The following is an 18,035-nucleotide window of genomic DNA, read 5'->3' on the forward strand; positions in this document are numbered from 1 at the left end:
CGTGGTGCGGGGTGAGGGCGCGGTCGGTGATGCCGAGGACGGCCAAAGGGCGGTGGGGGCGCGGGGAACTGCGCGAAAAGCGGCCACCGGCCCGCAGGCGATGAACCGGCCTGGGGTCGCACGATCAGGGGCGCGGGGAACTGCGCGAAACCGGCCACCGGCCCGCTGGGATGCTCAGGGGTGTGGAACCCGGTGCTGCCAGTGCAACGTCAGCCGCAGCAGTCCGGCGCCAGCCCCCACGGCAACCGCTCCCCCCCGAACACCGCGCACGTCGCCTCGTCGCCCCCCAGCGCCGCCACCGCGAGCAGCAGCGACCCCGCCGTCCAGCTGGTCAGCTCCTCCGGCCAGACCGCCCCGGCGTCGAACACGTACCCCGTCCAGTACAGCCCGGACTCCGCGTCCCGCAGATGCTGGATCGACTGGAGGATCTCCAGCGCCCGGTCGGACTCGCCCATCGCCCACAGCGCCAGCGCGAGTTCGGCCGATTCCCCGCCCGTGACCCACGGGTTGGGCACGACGCACCGCACGCCCAGCCCGGGCACCACGAACCGGTCCCAGTGCGCATCGATCCGCTCCTTGGCCTCCTCGCCCGTCAGGGCGCCGCCGAGGATCGGGTAGTACCAGTCCATCGAGTAGCGGTCCTTGTCGAGGAACCGCTCCGGGTGCCGCCGTATCGCGTGCCGCAGCGCGCCGGCCGCGAGTTCCCAGTCCGGCTGCGCCTCCTCCCGCTGCTCGGCGATCGCGAGAGCGCACCGCAGCGCGTGGTGGATCGAGGAGGAGCCGGTCAGCAGCGCGTCCGTCGTCGCCGTACCGTCGTCCTCGCGCTTCCAGCCGATCTGCCCGCCGGGCTGCTGCAACCGCAGGACGCACTCGATGGCCGCGTACACCGTCGGCCACATGCCGTCCAGGAAGGTGTCGTCGCCGGTGGCGAGGTAGTGGTGCCAGACGCCCACGGCGATGTAGGCGACGAAGTTCGTCTCGCGCCCGCGGTCGGTGACGTCGTGCGGGTCCCCGTCGGCGTACGCGGCGTACCACGAGCCGTCCTCGTTCTGGTGCCGCGCCAGCCACTCGTACGCCCGTTCGGCCGCCGTGTGCTCCCCCGCCGCGTCGAGCGCCATGGCGGCCTCGACGTGGTCCCACGGGTCGAGGTGGTGTCCGCGGAACCACGGTATGGCCCCGTCCTCCCGCTGGAGCGACAGGATGCCGCGCACGGTCAGCGCGGCCTGCTCCGCGGTGAGGACCCCGGGCAGGACCAGGTGTTCCGTCCGGGGAGTGGTCACGCGGCGTCCGCCTCGGTGGCGCGGGGCAGGTGCGGCTTGGTCGCGTAGGCGACGAAGCTCTTGCCGATCAGCGGGTTCAGCGCCTGCTCGGCGACCCGCGTGGCCAGCGGCTTCTTCATGATGTCCCAGACCAGCAGCTTGTGGTACGCGCGCACCGGCAGCGCCTTGTCGTTGTCGACGCCGAACGCGCACTTCAGCCACCAGTAGGGCGCGTGCAGTGCGTGCGCGTGGTGGGTGCCGTACGGCTTGAGGCCCGCCTCGCGGATCTTCGCGAGCAGTTCGTCCGCCTTGTAGATGCGGATGTGGCCGCCCTCGACCTCGTGGTAGGCGTCGGACAGGGCCCAGCAGACCTTCTCGGGGCCGTAGCGCGGGACGGTGATCGCTATGCGTCCGCCCGGCTTGAGCACCCGGACCATCTCGGCGAGCACGCCCTTGTCGTCCGGGATGTGCTCCATGACCTCGGAGATGATCACGACGTCGAAGGACTCGTCGGGGAAGGGCAGCGCGAGGGCGTTGCCCTCCATGGCGGTGGCGGTGGCGCCGGCGGGCGCCTCACCCGCCTCCTTCATGGCGGCGAACCACTTGGCGACCTCGCGGATCTCCTCGCCGTTCTGGTCCAGTGCCACGACCCGGGCACCGCGCCGGTAGCACTCGAACGCGTGCCGTCCGGCACCGCACCCGAGGTCCAGGACACGGTCGCCCGGGGCGAGCGGGAACCGGGAGAAGTCGACGGTCAGCACGTGGCCCTGCTTTCACGGTGGGAGCGGTCGGAACGGTCGGTGTCGGTCTGGGTGTCCGCCGCCGACGCGGCGGCTGTCGCGCCCACGACGGCCTGGGTCCGCGCGGCCGGGGCCGCGGGGACGGCGGGTGCCCCGGCACCGTGCGCGGCGCCGCCCGAGGCGGCGATGGCCTCCCGGTACCGCGCCACCGTGCCCTCGGCGGCCTTGGCCCAGGTGAAGCGGCCCAGGACCCGTTCCCGGCCCGCCCGGCCGAGCCGGACCCTGAGGTCCCGGTCCCCGAGCAGCCGGCTCAGACCGGCGGCCAGGGCTCCCGCGTCGCCGGGCGGCACCGCGAGGCAGGTCTCGCCGTCCGGGCCCGCGACCTCGGGTATGGCGCCGCCGGTGGTGGCCACGAGCGGGGTGCCCGTCGCCATGGCCTCGGCGGCGGGCAGCGAGAAGCCCTCGTAGAGGGAGGGCACGCACGCCACCTCGGCCGAGCGCACCAGGTCGACCAGTTCGGCGTCCGAGATGCCCTTGACGAAGTCGACGGCGCCTTCGAGGCCGTAGCGCTCGACGGCCGCGGCGACCGGTCCCTCCTCGGGGCGCTTGCCCACGACCACGAGATGGGCGGCCGGGTGCTCGGTCCGCACCTTGGCGAGCGCCTCGACGAGGAACACGAGTCCCTTGAGCGGCACGTCCGCGCTGGACGTGGTCACGATCCGCCCCGGCACCTGCGGCACCGAGGGGTCCGGGGAGAACAGGTCGGTGTCGGCGCCGATGTGCACGACATGGATGCGGTCCCGCTCCACGCCGAGGTGTTCGACGATCTCCTGCCGGGAGGTGCCGGAGACGGTGAGCACGGAGGGCAGGCGGCGGGCGACGCGCTTCTGCATGCGGGTGAAGGCGTACCAGCGCCGCACGGAGGCGCGCCGCTTCCAGCCCTGGGCGGCGTCCAGCTCCAGCTGCCGGTCCACGGTGATCGGGTGGTGGATGGTGGTCACGAGCGGCGCGCCGACCTCGCCGAGCAGGCCGTAGCCGAGGGTCTGGTTGTCGTGCACCACGTCGAAGTCGCCGCGGCGGGCGTGCAGCAGGCGGCGGGCGCGCAGCGAGAACGTCAGCGGCTCGGGGAAGCCGCCGGTCCACATCGTGGCGACTTCCAGGGCGTCGATCCAGTCCCGGTACTCGCCGCGGCCGGGGGTGCGGAAGGGGTCCGGGGCGCGGTACAGGTCGAGGCTGGGCAGCTCGGTGAGGGAGAGTCCGGCGAGGTCCTCGCCCTCGTCCAGAACGGGGTACGGCTGCGAGCCGATCACCTCGACGTGGTGGCCGAGCCGGGCGAGCTCGCGCGAGAGGTGCCGTACGTACACGCCCTGGCCACCGCAGAACGGGTTTCCCTTGTACGTGAGGAGCGCGATGCGCAACGGGCGGAGCCCGTCGGCGGCGGGGCCCTCCTGGGGACCCGTCTCCCAGGCCTCAGCGGTCACTCTTGGCCCCTTCTTCCCTGCCATTTCCCGCGAGACTACGACGGGACGGTAATCTAGAACAAGTTTCAGACTTGATCGTAGAGCCTCTGAATCTACCGGCAGGTACTGCCACTGTGAGCGTTGGATCAGGTGATTCACGCCACGGCCGACGACTGTCACGGAACGGGACCCCAGCGATGCCCGCGGAAGCCAAGGTGCCCACCAGTGCCTCACCGCTCACCGAGCGGCAGGAGGCGCGCCGCCGCCGGATCCTGCGCGCGAGCGCGCAGCTCGCCGGCAGGGGCGGGTTCGACGCGGTGCAGATGCGGGAGGTGGCCGAGCTGTCGCAGGTGGCGCTGGGGACGCTGTACCGCTACTTCCCCTCGAAGGTGCATCTGCTGGTCGCGACGATGCAGGACCAGCTGGCGCACATGCACGGGACGCTGCGCAAGAAGCCGCCGGCCGGGGCGACGGCCTCGGAGCGGGTGGCGGAGACGTTGATGCGGGCGTTCCGGGCGTTGCAGCGGGAGCCCCAGCTGGCCGACGCGATGGTGCGGGCGCTGACGTTCGCCGACCGGAGCGTGTCGCCGGAGGTGGACCAGGTCTCGCGGCAGACGACGGCGATCATCCTGGACGCGGTGGGGTTGGACGATCCGAGTCCGCAGCAGCTCTCGGCGGTGCGGGTGATCGAGCACACGTGGCATTCGGCGCTGATCACGTGGCTGTCGGGGCGGGCGTCGATCGCACAGGTGAAGATCGACATCGAAACGGTCTGCCGCCTGATCGACACCCCCGAGTCCCGGTGACCGGGGCCCGGCCGAACCGCCCGCCCAGTTCCCCGCACCCCTGAGGGAGGTGGCCCGGGCCGGTGGGCAGGTGCTGGTGCGTGGCGGGATTCGCGCAGTTCCCCGCGCCCCTGAAGGACGCGGCTCGGGCCGGTGGGCAGGTGCTGGGGCGTCGTGGGTTTTTGCGCAGTTCCCCGCACCCCCGAAGGGCGTGGCCCGGGCCGGTGGGCAGGTGCTGGGGCGTCGAGCCTGATCGCCGTCGTCCCGATGCGCGCGGAGCGCGCCGCTGGGGGCGCGGGGAACTGCGCGAGTGGCCACGACGGGCCCGCGGCCGGCAACGGTCGGCACACGAGAACCTACGAGACGGGTCCGGACGGCCTTGGGGTCTTTTCGGCCCTTCCAGCCCCTCGGCCGACCTCTGTCGGCCCCGGCGGATTCACATGCCTCACGCCAAAGTCGGCAGCTTCCGGTCGAGCTTCCTCGCTCGCCTCGTAGGCGACTTTCAGGATAGCCCTTTCCAGGCCGGACAGACCACCCCAGAGCCAAATTTTTCGGGCACATCCTGAGGGCCTACTCCTCGGGCGGGAACACGGCCTCCCCGCTGCCGGCCAACGTGATCGTGATCGCCTCCACCGGGCAGTTCTCCGCCGCCTCGAGCACCTGCTCCGCCGCGTCCGCGTCCGCCTCGACCGGATGGGACTGCCGGGCGGAGTCGAGGCGGAAGGCGCCCGCCGCGCGGTGCACGCACTGGGCGGAGCCGATGCAGAGCGCGCGGTCGACCTCGACGTGCCAGCGGTCGCCCATGCGCTACGCCTCCCCGTGCTCGTACCCGGCCGGAAGGTGGATCATCTTGTGCTCCAGGTACTCCCCGTACCCCTCGGGCCCGAACTCCCGCCCGAGACCGGAGTTCTTGTAGCCGCCGAAGGGGCCGAGCATGTCGAGGCTGAAGGTGTTCACGGAGTACGTCCCCGTCCGCACCCGCCGGGCGACCTCGATGCCGCGCTCGACGTCGGCCGTCCACACACTGCCGCTGAGCCCGTACTCGGAGTCGTTCGCGATCGCCACCGCGTCGTCCTCCTCCCCGTACGGGAGCAGGCAGATGACCGGGCCGAAGATCTCCTCGCGGGCGATCCGCATGGAGTTGTCGACGTCGCCGAAGAGCGTCGGCTCGACGTACCAGCCCCGCTCCAGGCCCGCCGGCCGCCCGCCCCCGGCGAGGATCTTGGCGCCCTCCTCCTGGCCGACGCGGATGTAGTCCAGGCTGCGCCGCTGCTGGCGCCGGGCGACCAGCGGCCCGACCTGCGTCGCCGGGTCCAGCGGGTCCCCGACCACGAGCGCGCTCGCGGCGGCGGCCAGGGCCTCGGCGAACTCGTCGTAGCGCGAGCGCGGCAGCAGGATGCGGGTCTGGGCGACGCACGCCTGGCCGTTGTTCATCCAGGCCGCCGGGACGATCCCGGCGACGGTGGTGGCGAGATCCGCGTCCGGCAGCACGACGGCCGCCGACTTGCCGCCCAACTCCAGTGTCACGCGCGTGAGGTTGCGGGCGGCGACCTCCATCACCCGCCTGCCGGCCGCCACCGAGCCGGTGAAGGACACCTTGTCGATGCCGGGGTGTCCCACGAGGTACTCGCTCACCTCGCGGTCGGCGGGCAGGATCGACAGCACGCCCTCCGGAAGCCCGGCCTCGCGCGCGATCTCCCCGAGGAGGTAGGCGTCAAGCGGCGACTCGGGCGACGGCTTGAGCACGACGGTGCAGCCGGCGAGCAGCGCGGGCGCGAGCTTGGCGGCGGCCACGAACTGCGGCACGTTCCAGGGGACGACGGCCGCCACGACCCCGACCGGCTCGCGCCGTACGAGGATCCGGCCGAGGACGCCGTCGCGCCGCTCCTCGTGGGTGGCGTTCCGGGCGACCGTGATCGCCGCGTCCCACACCATCATCGCGCCGAGCGCCTGGGCGAGGACGCTCCAGGAGTACGGGGAGCCGTTCTCGGCGGAGATGACGCGGGCGATCTCCTCGTGCCGTACGGCGATGGCGTCCTTGATCCGGGTGACGACCGCGATCCGCTCCTCCAGCGTCGCCCTCGGCCAGGGTCCCTGGTCGAAGGCGCGGCGCGCGGTGGCCACGGCACGGTCGACGTCCTCCCGGGAGGCGTGCGGGACGCGCCCGATGACCTCCTCCGTGTGCGGTGAGACGACCTCGATGACGTCCCGGCCCAGGGGGTCGGTCAACTCCCCGCCGATGTACAGCTGTCCGTGCTCCACGAGTTCGGTCATGACCGACTGCCTCCCCAGGGACTGCCTTTGGGCGATCCGGTGACCTGACGGCTCATCAGATATGGATGAACTGATACCAGTTCCGGCCGCCGGAGTCCACGGACGGGACACAGGTCCGGAAGGTGCCCAGGGCTACCGTCGCAACGCGTTCTCGTTCATAGTGGGCCGGGAGCGCGAGGCGGCGAACGGGGAACCGGTGGAACCCAGGAAGCGCGTGGCACCCGAGGCCGGGGTCGCGGCCGATCACGGCGGCGGCGTACGGTCGCTCCGCGTCCCCATCCCCGACAACCCGCTCGGCCACACGCTGGTCTACGTAGTGGACACCGACCGGGGCCCGGTGCTGGTGGACACGGGCTGGGACGACCCGGAGTCCTGGGACACCCTCGCCGCGGGCCTGGCCCGGTGCGGCACCTCGCCCAAGGAGATCGTCGGCGTCGTCGTCACCCACCACCACCCCGATCACCACGGCCTGTCCGGCAGGGTCCGGGAGGCGTCCGGGGCGTGGGTCGCGATGCACGCGGCGGACACCGCGGTCGTACGGCGCACCCGCGAGAACCCGCCCGAGCGCTGGTTCGCCTACATGGCCGCGAAGCTGGCGGCGGCCGGGGCGCCCGAGGAGCACGTGGCGCCGCTGCGCTCCGCGCGCGGCCGGGCCGGCATGCCCGGGTTCTCGCCCTCGCTGCCCGACCGCGAGATCGTGCCCGGTGAACTCCTCGACCTGCCGGGCCGCCGGCTGCGCGCGATCTGGACCCCGGGGCACACGCCCGGCCATGTCTGCCTGCATCTGGAGGAGGAGCATCCCTCCGGGCTCCCGGGGCGTGGGCGTCTGTTCTCCGGGGACCACCTACTGCCCGGGATCACTCCGCACATCGGCCTGTACGAGGACCCGGACGACCTCACCGTCACGGACCCGCTCGGCGACTACCTCGACTCCCTGGAGCGCGTCGGACGGCTCGGGGTCGCGGAGGTGCTGCCGGCCCACCAGTACGCGTTCGTGGACGCGGGCGGCCGGGTGGGGGAGCTGTTGGACCACCACGAGGAACGGCTGACCGGCCTGCTCGCCCTCCTGTCCACCCCGCTGACCCCCTGGCAGCTCGCGACCCGCATGCAGTGGAACCGCCCCTGGGACCAGATCCCCTACGGCTCCCGCCACATCGCGGTCTCGGAGGCCGAGGCCCACCTGCGCCGACTGGTGAAACAGGGCCGCGCGGAACAGGTACCGGGCTCGGACCCGGCGACGTACATCGCCCTACGGACCTGAGCCCGGCGGGCGCGCTCTGCCCTCAAGACCGCCATCGGAGGGTCGGTCCGGGCACGAGCCTCGTCAGGACCCTGCGGGTTTGCGGGCCACGAGGCAGGCGCGACCGTGCTGTACGACTCTCGGACGGCGGTCAGGAAGGAGGGCTCGGCCATGTGGGATCAGGCCGGGCTCTCCGCTGCTTCGTGGAGCCGGGTCAGCAGTGCCATCAGATGCTTCTGCTCGTCCGGGGTGAGTGGTGCCAGCAGTTCGACATTGGCGGCTTCGGCCAGGGCCCCGCAGCGGGAGAGGACGGCCGCACCCTCCGGAGTGACGGTGACGGCGTTCTTGCGGCGATCGGAGGGGTGGGGGGCGCGCAGGACGAGGCCCCCCTTCTGGAGGTGGTTGAGGATACCGACCATGTCCTTGGGGTCGACGGACAGCCGGCGGCCCAGGTCGGCCTGAGCGACGGGCCCGTACTCGGCCGTGGCGGCCAGTACCGCGTGGTGCATGAGCTTCAGCCCCTCGGCAGCGATCGCGTCGGCGACCATCCCCCGGCCTCGGGCCGCAACACGGCCGACGAGCCACGTCGGCAGGGACTGGATGCGCTGGAGGTCCGAGGTCATGAGCTGAGCCTACCGAAAAGTTCATTGGACTTCCCAACGACATTGCCCCTATCGTTGGGGCATCCAATGAGTTCGGACGGGGGAGGTCCTGTGCTGCGCATGCGCCATGAGGTCAACGGTGGGCCCGAAGTGCTGTTCGCCGAGGAGGTCGACCGACCCGAAGCAGACGCCGGGGAGGTGCTGATCCGGGTCGAGGCAGTGGGGGTGACCCTGCCCACCGTGCGCAAGGTGCGGGAGGGCAGCGAGCCGATCCCGTTCGGAGGCGAGGTCGCCGGGGAGATCGTCGCCCTGGGCGCGGGAGTCACCGCCTTCCGCGTGGGAGACCGCGTCACCGGGCTGTGCTTCGCCGACGCCTACGCCGAATTCGCGGTCCTGAACACCTCCATGGCTTCCCTGATTCCGGACGGCGCGACCGCCGTGGAGGCGGTCGCCCTGGTCCGCAGCGGTCTGGTGGCGCGCGGCGCCTACGAGGCCGCCCGTACGGAGCCCAGCGAGTCGGTGCTCGTCACGGCGGCGGCCAGCGGTGTGGGCACGTTGGCCCTCCAGTACGCCAAGGCCGGTGGGGCGGCACGCGTCGTCGCCGCCGTCAGCAGCGCCGACAAGGCCGACTTCGTCCGAGGGCTCGGCGCCGACGAGGTCGTCCTCTACGAGGAAGCCGACTGGGGCGCCCCGTACGACGTGATTCTCGACGGCGTCGGCGGCGACCTTCTCGGCCCCGCTGTGAGGGCCCTCGCGACGGGCGGCCGACTGGTGGCCTTCAGCTCCGGCGGTGGCACGGTCGAGGCGTACGAACTCCTGGTCCGCGGCGCCTCAATGATCGGTTTCCAGATGCGCGCCATCGCTGCCGGCAATCCCGGACTCTACGACCGCTGGCTGTGCGAGCTCTGGCAGATGCGCGACGCAGGCATTCTGCGCACCGCCGTGCACGAGGAGATCCCCCTCGCCGATGCCGCCCGAGCCCACACCCTCATCGAGCAGCGCCGCAACCTCGGCAAGGTCGTCCTTGTCCCCTAGCAGGCGTCCACCGGCCTGCGACGAGGAGCAGCACAGGAAACGGAACACCGTCGAACGGGCCATCAACACGCTCACGCACGCCAGAGCAGCCGCCACCCGATTACGACGAACGCGGATGCGTCCGTCTCGGCACCATCACCGCAGCCGCCCTCGTCGTCTGGCTCCGCACGTGATCGACCGGCCAAGTCCTAGATCCGCGAGTTGCGCAGCGACTGCCACGCGGCGCCGGCCAGCGCTCGCGTCGACCGCGGGACGGACAGCCTCTCGTGCTCGCGGTACAGCTCCCAGTTGTACCGGACGAGCGAGAGCTTGTTGGAGGACAACGATCCCGCCCGGTGGGCCCTGTACACCGCCAGCGGCTCGGGAAGGCCCCGGGCGTCGGCGCCGTCGCGCATGATCGACAGCCACAGGGCGTAGTCCTGTCGCTTCCGCATCTCCGGCATGAGCCTCGTGCCCAGGACGTTGCGGTCGTACATGGCGGTCAGGGCACCGATGTGGTCCTGGACCAGCATCGCGCGGTAGTCCACGTGCTCCCGCGCGCGGACGACCCGCCCGTTCGGGACGAAGTCGGTGCTCTCGCCCTCGTGGTCGGCGTCCATCTTGAAGTACGAGGTGAACGTCAGCGGCGCACTGCCCGCCGCGGCGAACGCGATCTGCCGCTCGACCTTCTCCGGCAGCCACATGTCGTCGCTGTCGAGGAAGGCGACGTAGTCGCCCCGGGCCCGTTCGATGGCGAGGTTGCGTGCCCGGCCGGCACCGCCCTGTTCGGGTGCCGATTCCGGCAGGACCCGCTCGTCCTGCCGGGCGAACTCCATGAGCAGGTCCATGGAGTCGTCGGACGACCTGTCGTCGGTGACCAGCAGCTCCAGGTCGCCGTGGGTCTGCGTGAGCACCGACCGGACCGCTGCGCCGAGAGTGGCTGTCGAGTTGTACACGGGCATCACGACAGACACCAGGGGCACAGCGTTTCTCCTTGCTCGGCAGAACGACGGCCCATTCAAACACTGCGCAGGCATACGACGCCCGGAGCCTGGGGTGGCCCTGTGACGCACGTCCTCGGGGGATGTTCTTACCTGCCGGTAGAGTGGCCGCGTCGTCATCACACCCGTACGGGGGGAAGCCGGTGCGAATCCGGCGCTGACCCGCAACCGTGAACCACCCCCGAGGGGGCGGTGAGCCGGACTGCCCCGCTCGGATCGTGACCGGCTCACGCGTACCGCACGGTGCGCGGCACCGTCGAGGTATACGGAGCCGAGCCGCCCGGGTCCTCCCCGCGCGCCCGGCTCCCCCGCAGGGAGAGGCACCCGCCGATCATGAATGTCCGCCGCAGCGCCGTGGCGCTCACCGCCACCGCCGCCGCCGTGTTCGGCGCCGCCGTACCCGCCGTCGCCGCCACCCCCGCGCCGTCCGCGACGCCGTCGGTGAAGATACCCGCCGGTCTGTACGGCAGCGCCGACCCGACCTACGACGGCGTCTGGCGCCAGTCGCTGTCCCTGCTCGCGCAGCACACCGCGGGTGAGAAGCCCGCCGCGAGCGCCGTGGGCTGGCTCACGGGGCAGCAGTGCGCGAACGGCGCCTTCGCCGCGTTCCGCGCGGACGCCGCCACGGCGTGCGACGCCAAGGTCATGGTGGACACCAACAGCACCGCCGCCGCCGTCCAGGCCCTCGCCGCGCTCGGCGGCCACGACGATGCCACCGGCAAGGCCGTGACCTGGCTGAAGTCCGCGCAGAACAAGGACGGCGGCTGGGGCTACAACGCGGGCGGCCCCAGCGACACCAACTCGACCTCCGTCGTGATCGGCGCTCTCGCGGCCACCGGCGAGGACCCGGCCAAGGTCGTCAAGGACGGCGCCTCGCCCTACGACCTGCTCGCCGCGTTCTCGCTGCCCTGCGCCAAGGACGGCGGCGCTCTCGCCTTCCAGCCCGACAAGAAGGGCGCCCTCGCGCCGAACGCGGACGCGACCGCCGCCGGTGTGCTGGGCGCGCTCGGCAAGGGCCTGGTCACCACGGCCGGGACGGCGAAGGCCGGCGCCTGCGCCGCCGCCTCCGGCAAGAAGCCCACGCCCGCCGAGGTCGCCCGCAACGGCGCCGCCTACCTCGCCCAGGCCACGGCCGAGAACGGCCACCTCATGTCGGTGATGCCCGGCGCCACCGACCAGCCCGACTACGGCAACACCGCCGACGCCGTCGTCGCGCTCGCCGCGCAGGGTGGTGCGAAGGCCGCGCAGAAGCAGTACGCCTGGCTGGAGAAGAACGCCGGCGCCTGGGCCAAGACGAGCGGCCCGGCCGCCTACGCCCAGCTCGTCCTGGCCGCGCACGCGGTGGGCGCCGACCCGCGCCACTTCGGCGGCACGGACGTGGTCGCCGCGCTGAACGCGACCGGCCCCGCCCCGCAGGCGGCCTCCGGCGAGCACGCCAAGTCCGCCGAGCAGGACGAGAAGAGCGGCTCCACGACCACCCTGTGGTGGATCATCGGCGTCGGTCTCGTCGCCGGTGTCGGCATCGGCTTCCTGCTCTCCGGCCGCCGGAAGCGCACGCAGTGATCCCAGCGATCCGCCGCGCCGGCCCCGCCCTCGCCCTGCTGCTCGCACCGGCCCTGCTGGTGCTGCTGGGCGGGGGCCCGGCGCACGCCGCCGGCTACCGCTACTGGTCCTTCTGGGACCGGGACGGCGGCCACTGGACGTACGCCACCGAGGGCCCGTCGACCGCGCGCCCTGACGACGGGGACGTGCAGGGCTTCCGGTTCGCCGTCAGCGTGGACTCCAAGGACGCGACCCGGCCGCGCGGCGCCGCCGACTTCGCCGCGATCTGCGCGGGGACCCCGGCGCACGGCGGTGACAAGCGGGTCGCGCTCGTCCTCGACTTCGGCACGGCGGCGGACGCGCCCTCGGGCGAGAGGCCGCCCGCCCCGCGGACGGCCTGCGCCCGCGTCCCCGAGGACGCGACGACGGCGGAGGCGCTCGCCTCGGTGGCCAAGCCGCTGCGCTACGACATGAACGCGCTGCTGTGCGCGATAGCGGGCTATCCCGAGCAGGGCTGCGGGGAGCAGGTCTCCGGTACGGCGACGTCCGAGCCCTCCCGGGCGCCCTCGGCGGCACCGGCCGCGCACCACCGCGGCCCCTCCGTGAACCTCTACGTCGGCGCCGCCGTCGTGGCCGCACTCGGCATAGGCATCCTCGCCCAGGCCCGCCGCCGCAAGCGCTGACCATGGCCAGGGTTCCACGGAGCGCCGCGCTTCCCCCCGCCGCCTGGTGGCTGTGGGCCCTCGGGCTCGCCGTCGCGGCCACCCGCACCACCAACCCGCTCCTGCTGGCCCTGCTCGTCGCCGTCTCCGGTTACGTGGTGGCGGCCCGCCGCGTGCACTCGGCCCCCTGGTCCCGTTCGTACGCGGCGTTCGTGCGGCTGGGGCTCGCGGTGCTGGCGATCCGGTTGTTCTTCGCGGTGGCCCTCGGTTCGCCGATCCCCGGCACGCACACGCTGGTGACCCTGCCGGAGGTGCCGCTGCCGCACTGGGCGCAGGGCATCCGCATCGGCGGCCGGATCACCGCCGAGGCGCTCGTGTTCGCGTGCTACGACGGTCTGAGGCTGGCCACGCTGCTGATCTGCGTGGGCGCCGCGAACGCCCTCGCGAACCCGGCCCGGCTGCTGAAGTCCCTTCCCGGCGCCCTGTACGAGGCGGGGGTGGCGGTCGTCGTCACGCTCACCTTCGCCCCGCATCTGGTCGCGGACGTGCGGCGACTGCGGGCCGCGCGGCGGCTGCGCGGGCGGCCGGACCGGGGGGTCGCCGGGCTGCTGCAGGTGGGGCTGCCGGTCCTGGAGGGCGCGCTGGAGCGTTCGGTGGCCCTGGCCGCCGCCATGGACGCGCGCGGCTTCGGCCGGACCGCCGAGGTGGCGCCCGCCGTGCGCCGTACGACGGCCGCGCTCACCCTGGGCGGTCTGCTGGGGGTGTGCGCGGGCACGTACGGGCTGCTGACCGCCGAGGGCGGCACCTACGGTCTGCCCGTGCTCCTGGCCGGGCTGGCCGCCGCGCTCGCCGGGCTGAAGCTCGGGGGCAGGCGCTCGCCGCGCACCCGCTACCGTCCGGACCTGTGGGGCGTGCGGGCCTGGGTGACCGCCGCGTCCGGGATCGCGGCGGCGGCGCTGCTGTCCCTGGCCGCCGTGCGCGACCCCGGGGCCCTGCATCCCGGTGTCGTCCCCCTCACGGCCCCGTCCCTGCCCCTGCTGCCCGCGGCGGCGGTGCTGCTCGGTCTGCTGCCCGCGTTCGTCGCCCCCGTCCCCGAGGAGTCCTCGTGATCCGCTTCGAGAACGTCTCCGTGACGTACGACGGCGCCGCCGAACCCGCCGTCCGGGACATCGACTTCACGGTCCCGGAGGGTGAACTGGCGCTGCTCGTCGGGCCGTCCGGGGTCGGCAAGTCGACGGTGCTCGGGGCGGTGAGCGGGCTGGTGCCGCACTTCACCGGGGGTGTGCTGCGCGGCCGGGTCACGGTCGCGGGCCGGGACACCCGCACCCACAAGCCGCGCGAGCTGGCCGACGTGGTCGGCACCGTGGGCCAGGATCCGCTCGCGCACTTCGTGACGGACACGGTGGAGGACGAACTCGCCTACGGCATGGAGTCGTTGGGTCTGGCACCGGCGGTGATGCGGCGCCGGGTGGAGGAGACCCTGGACCTGCTCGGGCTGGCCGAGCTGCGCGGGCGGCCCATCACCACGCTGTCCGGTGGGCAGCGGCAGCGGGTCGCGATCGGCTCGGTGCTCACCCCGCACCCGAAGGTGCTGGTCCTGGACGAGCCGACCTCGGCGCTGGACCCGGCGGCGGCCGAGGAGGTCCTCGCGGTGCTGCAGCGCCTGGTCCACGACCTGGGGACGACGGTCCTGCTGGCGGAGCACCGGCTGGAGCGGGTGGTGCAGTACGCGGACCAGGTCGTGCTGCTGCCGGGCCCGGTCGTGGGCACCCCGGCGGAGGTGATGGCGGTGTCCCCGGTCTGTCCACCGGTGGTGGACCTGGGCCGACTCGCGGGCTGGTCCCCGCTCCCCCTGACCATCCGCGACGCCCGCCGCCAAGCGGGCCCCCTACGCGAAACCCTGGCAGCCAGAGTCCCGTTCCCCCGCCTTGCACCTCCGGCGGCTTCGGCCGCCCCGGCAACCCCGACGGCCCCAGCTGCCCCCGCGGCTCCGGACGCCCCGGCAGTCCCGGACGCCCTGGCGGTCCCGGCGGTCCAGGCAACCCCCGAGCCCGCGGCGACCCCGACGGCCCCAGCCACTCCGGCGGCTCCGGACAGCCCGGCGGCCCCGGCCGACCTGGCGGCTCCAGCGGCCCCGGGTGCCCCGGCGACCCCAGAGCCCCCGACGGCCCCGGCCGCTCCGGCCACTCCGGCGGCCCCGGCGCCCTCGCGTCGTCGGTTGTTCGGGCGTAAGGCGGCGGCTCTTTCTTCGGCGGGTACCACTCCTGCCGCGGCCGTCGTCGGGCTGGCTGTGCGGCGTGGGCGGGTCGAGGCGTTGCGGCTGGTGGACCTGACCGTGGTGCCCGGGGAGACGGTGGCCCTCATGGGGCGGAACGGCGCCGGGAAGTCCACGCTGCTGTCGGCGCTGGTCGGGCTGGTCGAGCCGGCGCACGGCAGCGTGCGCGTGGGGGGCGCCGTCCCGCACCGCACGGCCCCGCGCGACCTGGTGCGCCGGGTGGGCCTGGTCCCCCAGGAGCCGAGGGACCTGTTGTACGCGGACACGGTGGCCGCCGAGTGCGCGGCGGCGGACCAGGACGCGGGCGCGGAGCCGGGCCGGTGCCGGGCCCTGGTCTCGGAGCTGCTGCCGGGCGTCGGGGACGAGGCGCACCCGAGGGATCTGTCGGAGGGCCAGCGCCTCGCACTGGCGCTGGCCGTCGTCCTCACCGCCCGCCCCGGGCTGCTGCTCCTGGACGAGCCGACGCGCGGCCTGGACTACGCGGCGAAGGCCCGCCTGGTCACGGTGCTGCGCGGGCTGGCGGCCGAGGGCCACGCCATCGTCCTGGCCACGCACGACGTCGAACTCGCCGCCGAGTTGGCCCACCGTGTGGTGATCCTCGCGGAGGGCGAGGTGGTGGCGGACGGTCCGGCGGCGGAGGTGGTCGTGGCCTCCCCGTCCTTCGCCCCCCAGGTGACGAAGATCCTGGCTCCGCAGGAGTGGCTCACGGTGGCCCAGGTCCGAAAGGCCCTGCAGCCATGACGGACACGACTCCCCGGGCCCGCCCGATCCGCCTGGGCCCGCGCTCGGCGGCCGCCGTCCTCCTGGTCAGCGCGGTGGGCGTCGCCGGTTTCGGCTGGCCCCTGCTGGCGGACCCGGACTCCGCGCTCGGCGCGCACGCGCAGGACGCCCCGTGGCTGTTCACGGGCGTGCTGGTCCTCCTGGTCGCCGTCGTGGCCGCGACGATCTCCGAATCCGGGCTGGGCGGCCCGAAGGCGGTGGCGATGCTGGGCGTGCTGTCCGCGACCGGCGCCGCCCTGCGCCCGGTCGGCGCCGGAACGGCCGGTATCGAGCCGATGTTCTTCCTGATGGTGCTGAGCGGCCGGGTCCTGGGCCCGGGCTTCGGCTTCGTGCTCGGCACCATCACCATGTTCGCGTCCGCGCTGCTGACGGGCGGGGTGGGGCCGTGGATGCCGTTCCAGATGCTGGCCATGGGCTGGTTCACGCTGGGCGCGGGGCTGCTCCCGGGACCGGACCGCCTGCGGGGCCGCTGGGAGGTGGCGATGCTGGCGGTGTACGGATGTCTGGCGTCGTTCGCGTACGGCACGGTGATGAACCTGGTGGGCTGGCCCTACATGAGCGAACTGGCCTCGGGGATCGCCTTCGACCCGCACGCCGACCTGGCCACCAACCTGACCCGCTTCGCCGCGTTCTGCACGACCACGTCCCTGGGCTGGGACCTGGGCCGGGCGGTGATCACCGTGGTCCTGACCGCGTCCCTGGGTCCGGCGATCCTGAAGGCCCTGCGCCGGGCGACCCGCCGCGCGGCGTTCGAGGCCCCGGTCGGCTTCGACGACGCCGATTCCTGAGCGCTCCGTGCGGTCTGCCCGCACCCTGCGTGACGTAAACGGTGACGCCCCCCACGTGAGCCCCGTCACCTACGGCTCCGCCTCGTAGCCCCGCACCCGCCCCGGCCCATCCAGGGCACGGGACCGCCCGCCGCCCGCCCCGGCCCACACGACCACCCCTAGTAAGAGGGGGGCATTGCGGACATTCCACGTCGCTGCTTCTCTGGAACACGTCGCCGGGAGCCACCGGTCCCCACCAGGGCCGAGGCACCCAGGCACACCACCTCCGCAGGCTTGTGCCCCGTGGATCCCGTGTGCCCGGCGGCCCCTTGTCCCCGACGAAAGAGTGCTCTGTGTCCGTCTCCTTCATCCGCCGCATCGCCTCCCCGAAGAAGGCCCTCGTCACCGCCGCCGTGGTCGCCGCCACGACCGGTGTGGCCCTCAGCTCGGGGACCGCCATGGCCGCCACCCCGGACTCGGCGACCAACGCCCAGGCGATCGCGCACCAGATGATCCCGGACGCCGCGCAGTTCGACGCGTTCAACAAGATCGTCAGCCATGAGAGCGGCTGGAACATGCACGCCACGAACGCCTCTTCCGGCGCGTACGGCCTGGTCCAGGCGCTGCCCGGCTCGAAGATGGCCTCCGCCGGCGCCGACTGGAAGACGAACCCGGCCACGCAGATCAAGTGGGGCCTGGACTACATGAACTCCCGCTACGGCAGCCCCGTGGGCGCCTGGAACTTCTGGTCCACCCACCACTGGTACTGAGCCGACCCGGCACAGCACCCGGCACGGCACCCAGCACCGCCGAAGGCGGCGACCCCCACCCCGGGGTCGCCGCCTTCGGCGTTTCCCGCACCGTGCGCGCGGGCCACACGTGCTGCACTTGGTGCCCATGGCGACGCCGACCCCTCCCCCGCACCCGTCACCGAAGGCGCGCGGCCTGCGCCTCGTTCCCGCGCTCCTGGTGATGACCGTGGTCAGCGGTCTCATCGACGCGGCGAGCTATCTCGGCCTCGGGCACGTCTTCACCGCGAACATGACCGGGAACGTCGTCATCCTCGGCTTCGCCGCCGCCGGGGCCCCGGGCTTCTCGGTCCCCCACTCCCTGGTCTCCCTGGCGTCGTTCCTCGCGGGGGCGGTGACGGGCGGGCTCACGGAGCGGCGGTACGGCACGACGTCGCGCCGCGCGTGGACGCGGATCACCTTCGGTGTGGAGGCCGTCCTCGTGGGTGTGGCCGCGGCGGTCGCGTTCACCGCGCCGCACGCCCCGGACACCCACGGCACGCGCTACGCGGCCATCGCCCTGACGGCGTACGCGATGGGGCTGCGCGTGGCGACGGTGCGCAAGCTGGGCGTGGCGGACCTGATGGCGACGACCGTCCTGACCACCACGCTCACCAAACTCGCCTCCGACTCCCCCGCCGAGGGCGGCACCGCGCGCCGCGTCGCCTCCGTGCTGTCCCTGCTGCTGGGCGCCGTGATCGGCGGCTGGCTGATGATCCATCACGGCCTGCCCGCCGCGCTGCTGGCCGCGTCCCTCACGACGGCGGCCCTGGCGGTGACGGTGACCGGCCGCGAGTGAGCCGCCCTCCAGGTGACCCCTCGTCGCCCAGCCGAGTGGCGTTGCGA

17 protein-coding genes and 1 riboswitch are annotated in these 18,035 nt (G+C 73.4%); of the genes, 10 read left to right on the forward strand and 7 right to left on the reverse strand.

Features of this window, described 5'->3' with window-relative positions:
• Positions 1 to 209: 209 nt before the first annotated feature.
• The 3 genes from AB0C59_RS07050 to AB0C59_RS07060 are packed head-to-tail and all read right to left on the reverse strand — an operon-like array spanning position 210 to position 3,480.
• The gene (locus AB0C59_RS07050) at positions 210 to 1,280 is read right to left on the reverse strand and encodes a prenyltransferase (protein WP_363001447.1); all 1,071 of its coding nucleotides are present in this window, start codon (positions 1,278 to 1,280) and stop codon (positions 210 to 212) included.
• A complete protein-coding gene (locus tag AB0C59_RS07055; RefSeq protein WP_363001449.1) occupies positions 1,277 to 2,020 on the reverse strand; it encodes a class I SAM-dependent methyltransferase in 744 nt (247 codons plus the stop codon). Before AB0C59_RS07055 ends, AB0C59_RS07050 begins: the two co-directional genes overlap by 4 nt.
• Entirely contained in the window at positions 2,014 to 3,480 is a 1,467-nt protein-coding gene (locus AB0C59_RS07060) for a glycosyltransferase family 4 protein (protein WP_363001451.1), read from the reverse strand. Before AB0C59_RS07060 ends, AB0C59_RS07055 begins: the two co-directional genes overlap by 7 nt.
• 176 nt (positions 3,481 to 3,656) lie before the next feature.
• Here AB0C59_RS07060 and AB0C59_RS07065 point away from each other — a divergent pair, with 176 nt between their 5' ends.
• Positions 3,657 to 4,265: a TetR family transcriptional regulator gene (locus AB0C59_RS07065; RefSeq protein WP_363001453.1), complete on the forward strand. Its 609-nt coding sequence runs from the start codon at positions 3,657 to 3,659 to the stop codon at positions 4,263 to 4,265.
• A gap of 549 nt (positions 4,266 to 4,814) precedes the next feature.
• Here the strand turns inward: AB0C59_RS07065 and AB0C59_RS07070 are convergent.
• Together AB0C59_RS07070 and AB0C59_RS07075 are read right to left on the reverse strand one after the other, a co-directional pair.
• Positions 4,815 to 5,048 carry a ferredoxin gene (locus AB0C59_RS07070; RefSeq protein ID WP_363001455.1) on the reverse strand — a complete coding sequence of 78 codons (234 nt, stop codon included), beginning with the start codon at positions 5,046 to 5,048 and terminating at the stop codon, positions 4,815 to 4,817.
• 3 nt (positions 5,049 to 5,051) lie between these two features.
• Positions 5,052 to 6,518 (reverse strand): aldehyde dehydrogenase, encoded by a 1,467-nt coding sequence (locus AB0C59_RS07075; RefSeq protein ID WP_363001457.1) that lies wholly within the window; start codon positions 6,516 to 6,518, stop codon positions 5,052 to 5,054.
• Between the two features lie 214 nt (positions 6,519 to 6,732).
• Between AB0C59_RS07075 and AB0C59_RS07080 the strand changes: the two genes are divergently transcribed.
• Entirely contained in the window at positions 6,733 to 7,779 is a 1,047-nt protein-coding gene (locus AB0C59_RS07080; protein WP_363001459.1) for an MBL fold metallo-hydrolase, read from the forward strand.
• A gap of 158 nt (positions 7,780 to 7,937) precedes the next feature.
• Here the strand turns inward: AB0C59_RS07080 and AB0C59_RS07085 are convergent, their stop codons facing one another.
• Positions 7,938 to 8,381 (reverse strand): MarR family transcriptional regulator, encoded by a 444-nt coding sequence (locus tag AB0C59_RS07085; RefSeq protein WP_363001461.1) that lies wholly within the window; start codon positions 8,379 to 8,381, stop codon positions 7,938 to 7,940.
• A gap of 90 nt (positions 8,382 to 8,471) precedes the next feature.
• On the opposite strand from AB0C59_RS07085, the gene AB0C59_RS07090 reads away from it, so the two are divergent.
• Complete coding sequence (locus AB0C59_RS07090) at positions 8,472 to 9,395, forward strand: zinc-binding dehydrogenase (protein ID WP_363001463.1); 924 nt, start codon at positions 8,472 to 8,474, stop codon at positions 9,393 to 9,395.
• Between the two features lie 188 nt (positions 9,396 to 9,583).
• Here the strand turns inward: AB0C59_RS07090 and AB0C59_RS07095 are convergent, their stop codons facing one another.
• Positions 9,584 to 10,357, reverse strand: coding sequence for a glycosyltransferase (locus tag AB0C59_RS07095; RefSeq protein ID WP_363001465.1), 774 nt, complete (start codon positions 10,355 to 10,357; stop codon positions 9,584 to 9,586).
• Between the two features lie 104 nt (positions 10,358 to 10,461).
• Positions 10,462 to 10,604, forward strand: a riboswitch (cobalamin riboswitch).
• Between the two features lie 104 nt (positions 10,605 to 10,708).
• Between AB0C59_RS07095 and AB0C59_RS07100 the strand changes: the two genes are divergently transcribed.
• From AB0C59_RS07100 to AB0C59_RS07130, 7 genes are all read left to right on the forward strand, one after another.
• Positions 10,709 to 11,938 (forward strand): prenyltransferase/squalene oxidase repeat-containing protein, encoded by a 1,230-nt coding sequence (locus tag AB0C59_RS07100; RefSeq protein WP_363001467.1) that lies wholly within the window; start codon positions 10,709 to 10,711, stop codon positions 11,936 to 11,938.
• Positions 11,938 to 12,600 (forward strand): SCO2322 family protein, encoded by a 663-nt coding sequence (locus AB0C59_RS07105; RefSeq protein WP_363001915.1) that lies wholly within the window; start codon positions 11,938 to 11,940, stop codon positions 12,598 to 12,600. The genes AB0C59_RS07100 and AB0C59_RS07105 overlap by 1 nt, the downstream gene beginning before the upstream one ends.
• A gap of 2 nt (positions 12,601 to 12,602) precedes the next feature.
• Positions 12,603 to 13,688, forward strand: coding sequence for a CbiQ family ECF transporter T component (locus tag AB0C59_RS07110; protein ID WP_363001469.1), 1,086 nt, complete (start codon positions 12,603 to 12,605; stop codon positions 13,686 to 13,688).
• Positions 13,685 to 15,595, forward strand: coding sequence for an ATP-binding cassette domain-containing protein (locus AB0C59_RS07115; protein WP_363001471.1), 1,911 nt, complete (start codon positions 13,685 to 13,687; stop codon positions 15,593 to 15,595). Before AB0C59_RS07110 ends, AB0C59_RS07115 begins: the two co-directional genes overlap by 4 nt.
• Positions 15,592 to 16,422, forward strand: coding sequence for an ECF transporter S component (locus tag AB0C59_RS07120; protein WP_363001473.1), 831 nt, complete (start codon positions 15,592 to 15,594; stop codon positions 16,420 to 16,422). Before AB0C59_RS07115 ends, AB0C59_RS07120 begins: the two co-directional genes overlap by 4 nt.
• A gap of 332 nt (positions 16,423 to 16,754) precedes the next feature.
• A complete protein-coding gene (locus AB0C59_RS07125; protein WP_363001475.1) occupies positions 16,755 to 17,171 on the forward strand; it encodes a transglycosylase SLT domain-containing protein in 417 nt (138 codons plus the stop codon).
• 127 nt (positions 17,172 to 17,298) lie between these two features.
• Entirely contained in the window at positions 17,299 to 17,988 is a 690-nt protein-coding gene (locus tag AB0C59_RS07130) for a YoaK family protein (protein WP_363001477.1), read from the forward strand.
• Positions 17,989 to 18,035 lie beyond the last annotated feature (47 nt).

It is taken from the genome of Streptomyces sp. NPDC048664 (assembly GCF_040650555.1).
Classification (GTDB): domain Bacteria; phylum Actinomycetota; class Actinomycetes; order Streptomycetales; family Streptomycetaceae; genus Streptomyces.

Coding starts and splice junctions, on each gene's coding strand:
- AB0C59_RS07065 (WP_363001453.1), top strand. CDS start 3,657: ATGCCCGCGGAAGCCAAGGTGCCCACCAGTGCCTCACCGCTCACCGAG.
- AB0C59_RS07070 (WP_363001455.1), bottom strand. CDS start 5,048: ATGGGCGACCGCTGGCACGTCGAGGTCGACCGCGCGCTCTGCATCGGC.
- AB0C59_RS07075 (WP_363001457.1), bottom strand. CDS start 6,518: ATGACCGAACTCGTGGAGCACGGACAGCTGTACATCGGCGGGGAGTTG.
- AB0C59_RS07085 (WP_363001461.1), bottom strand. CDS start 8,381: ATGACCTCGGACCTCCAGCGCATCCAGTCCCTGCCGACGTGGCTCGTC.
- AB0C59_RS07100 (WP_363001467.1), top strand. CDS start 10,709: ATGAATGTCCGCCGCAGCGCCGTGGCGCTCACCGCCACCGCCGCCGCC.
- AB0C59_RS07110 (WP_363001469.1), top strand. CDS start 12,603: ATGGCCAGGGTTCCACGGAGCGCCGCGCTTCCCCCCGCCGCCTGGTGG.
- AB0C59_RS07120 (WP_363001473.1), top strand. CDS start 15,592: ATGACGGACACGACTCCCCGGGCCCGCCCGATCCGCCTGGGCCCGCGC.
- AB0C59_RS07130 (WP_363001477.1), top strand. CDS start 17,299: ATGGCGACGCCGACCCCTCCCCCGCACCCGTCACCGAAGGCGCGCGGC.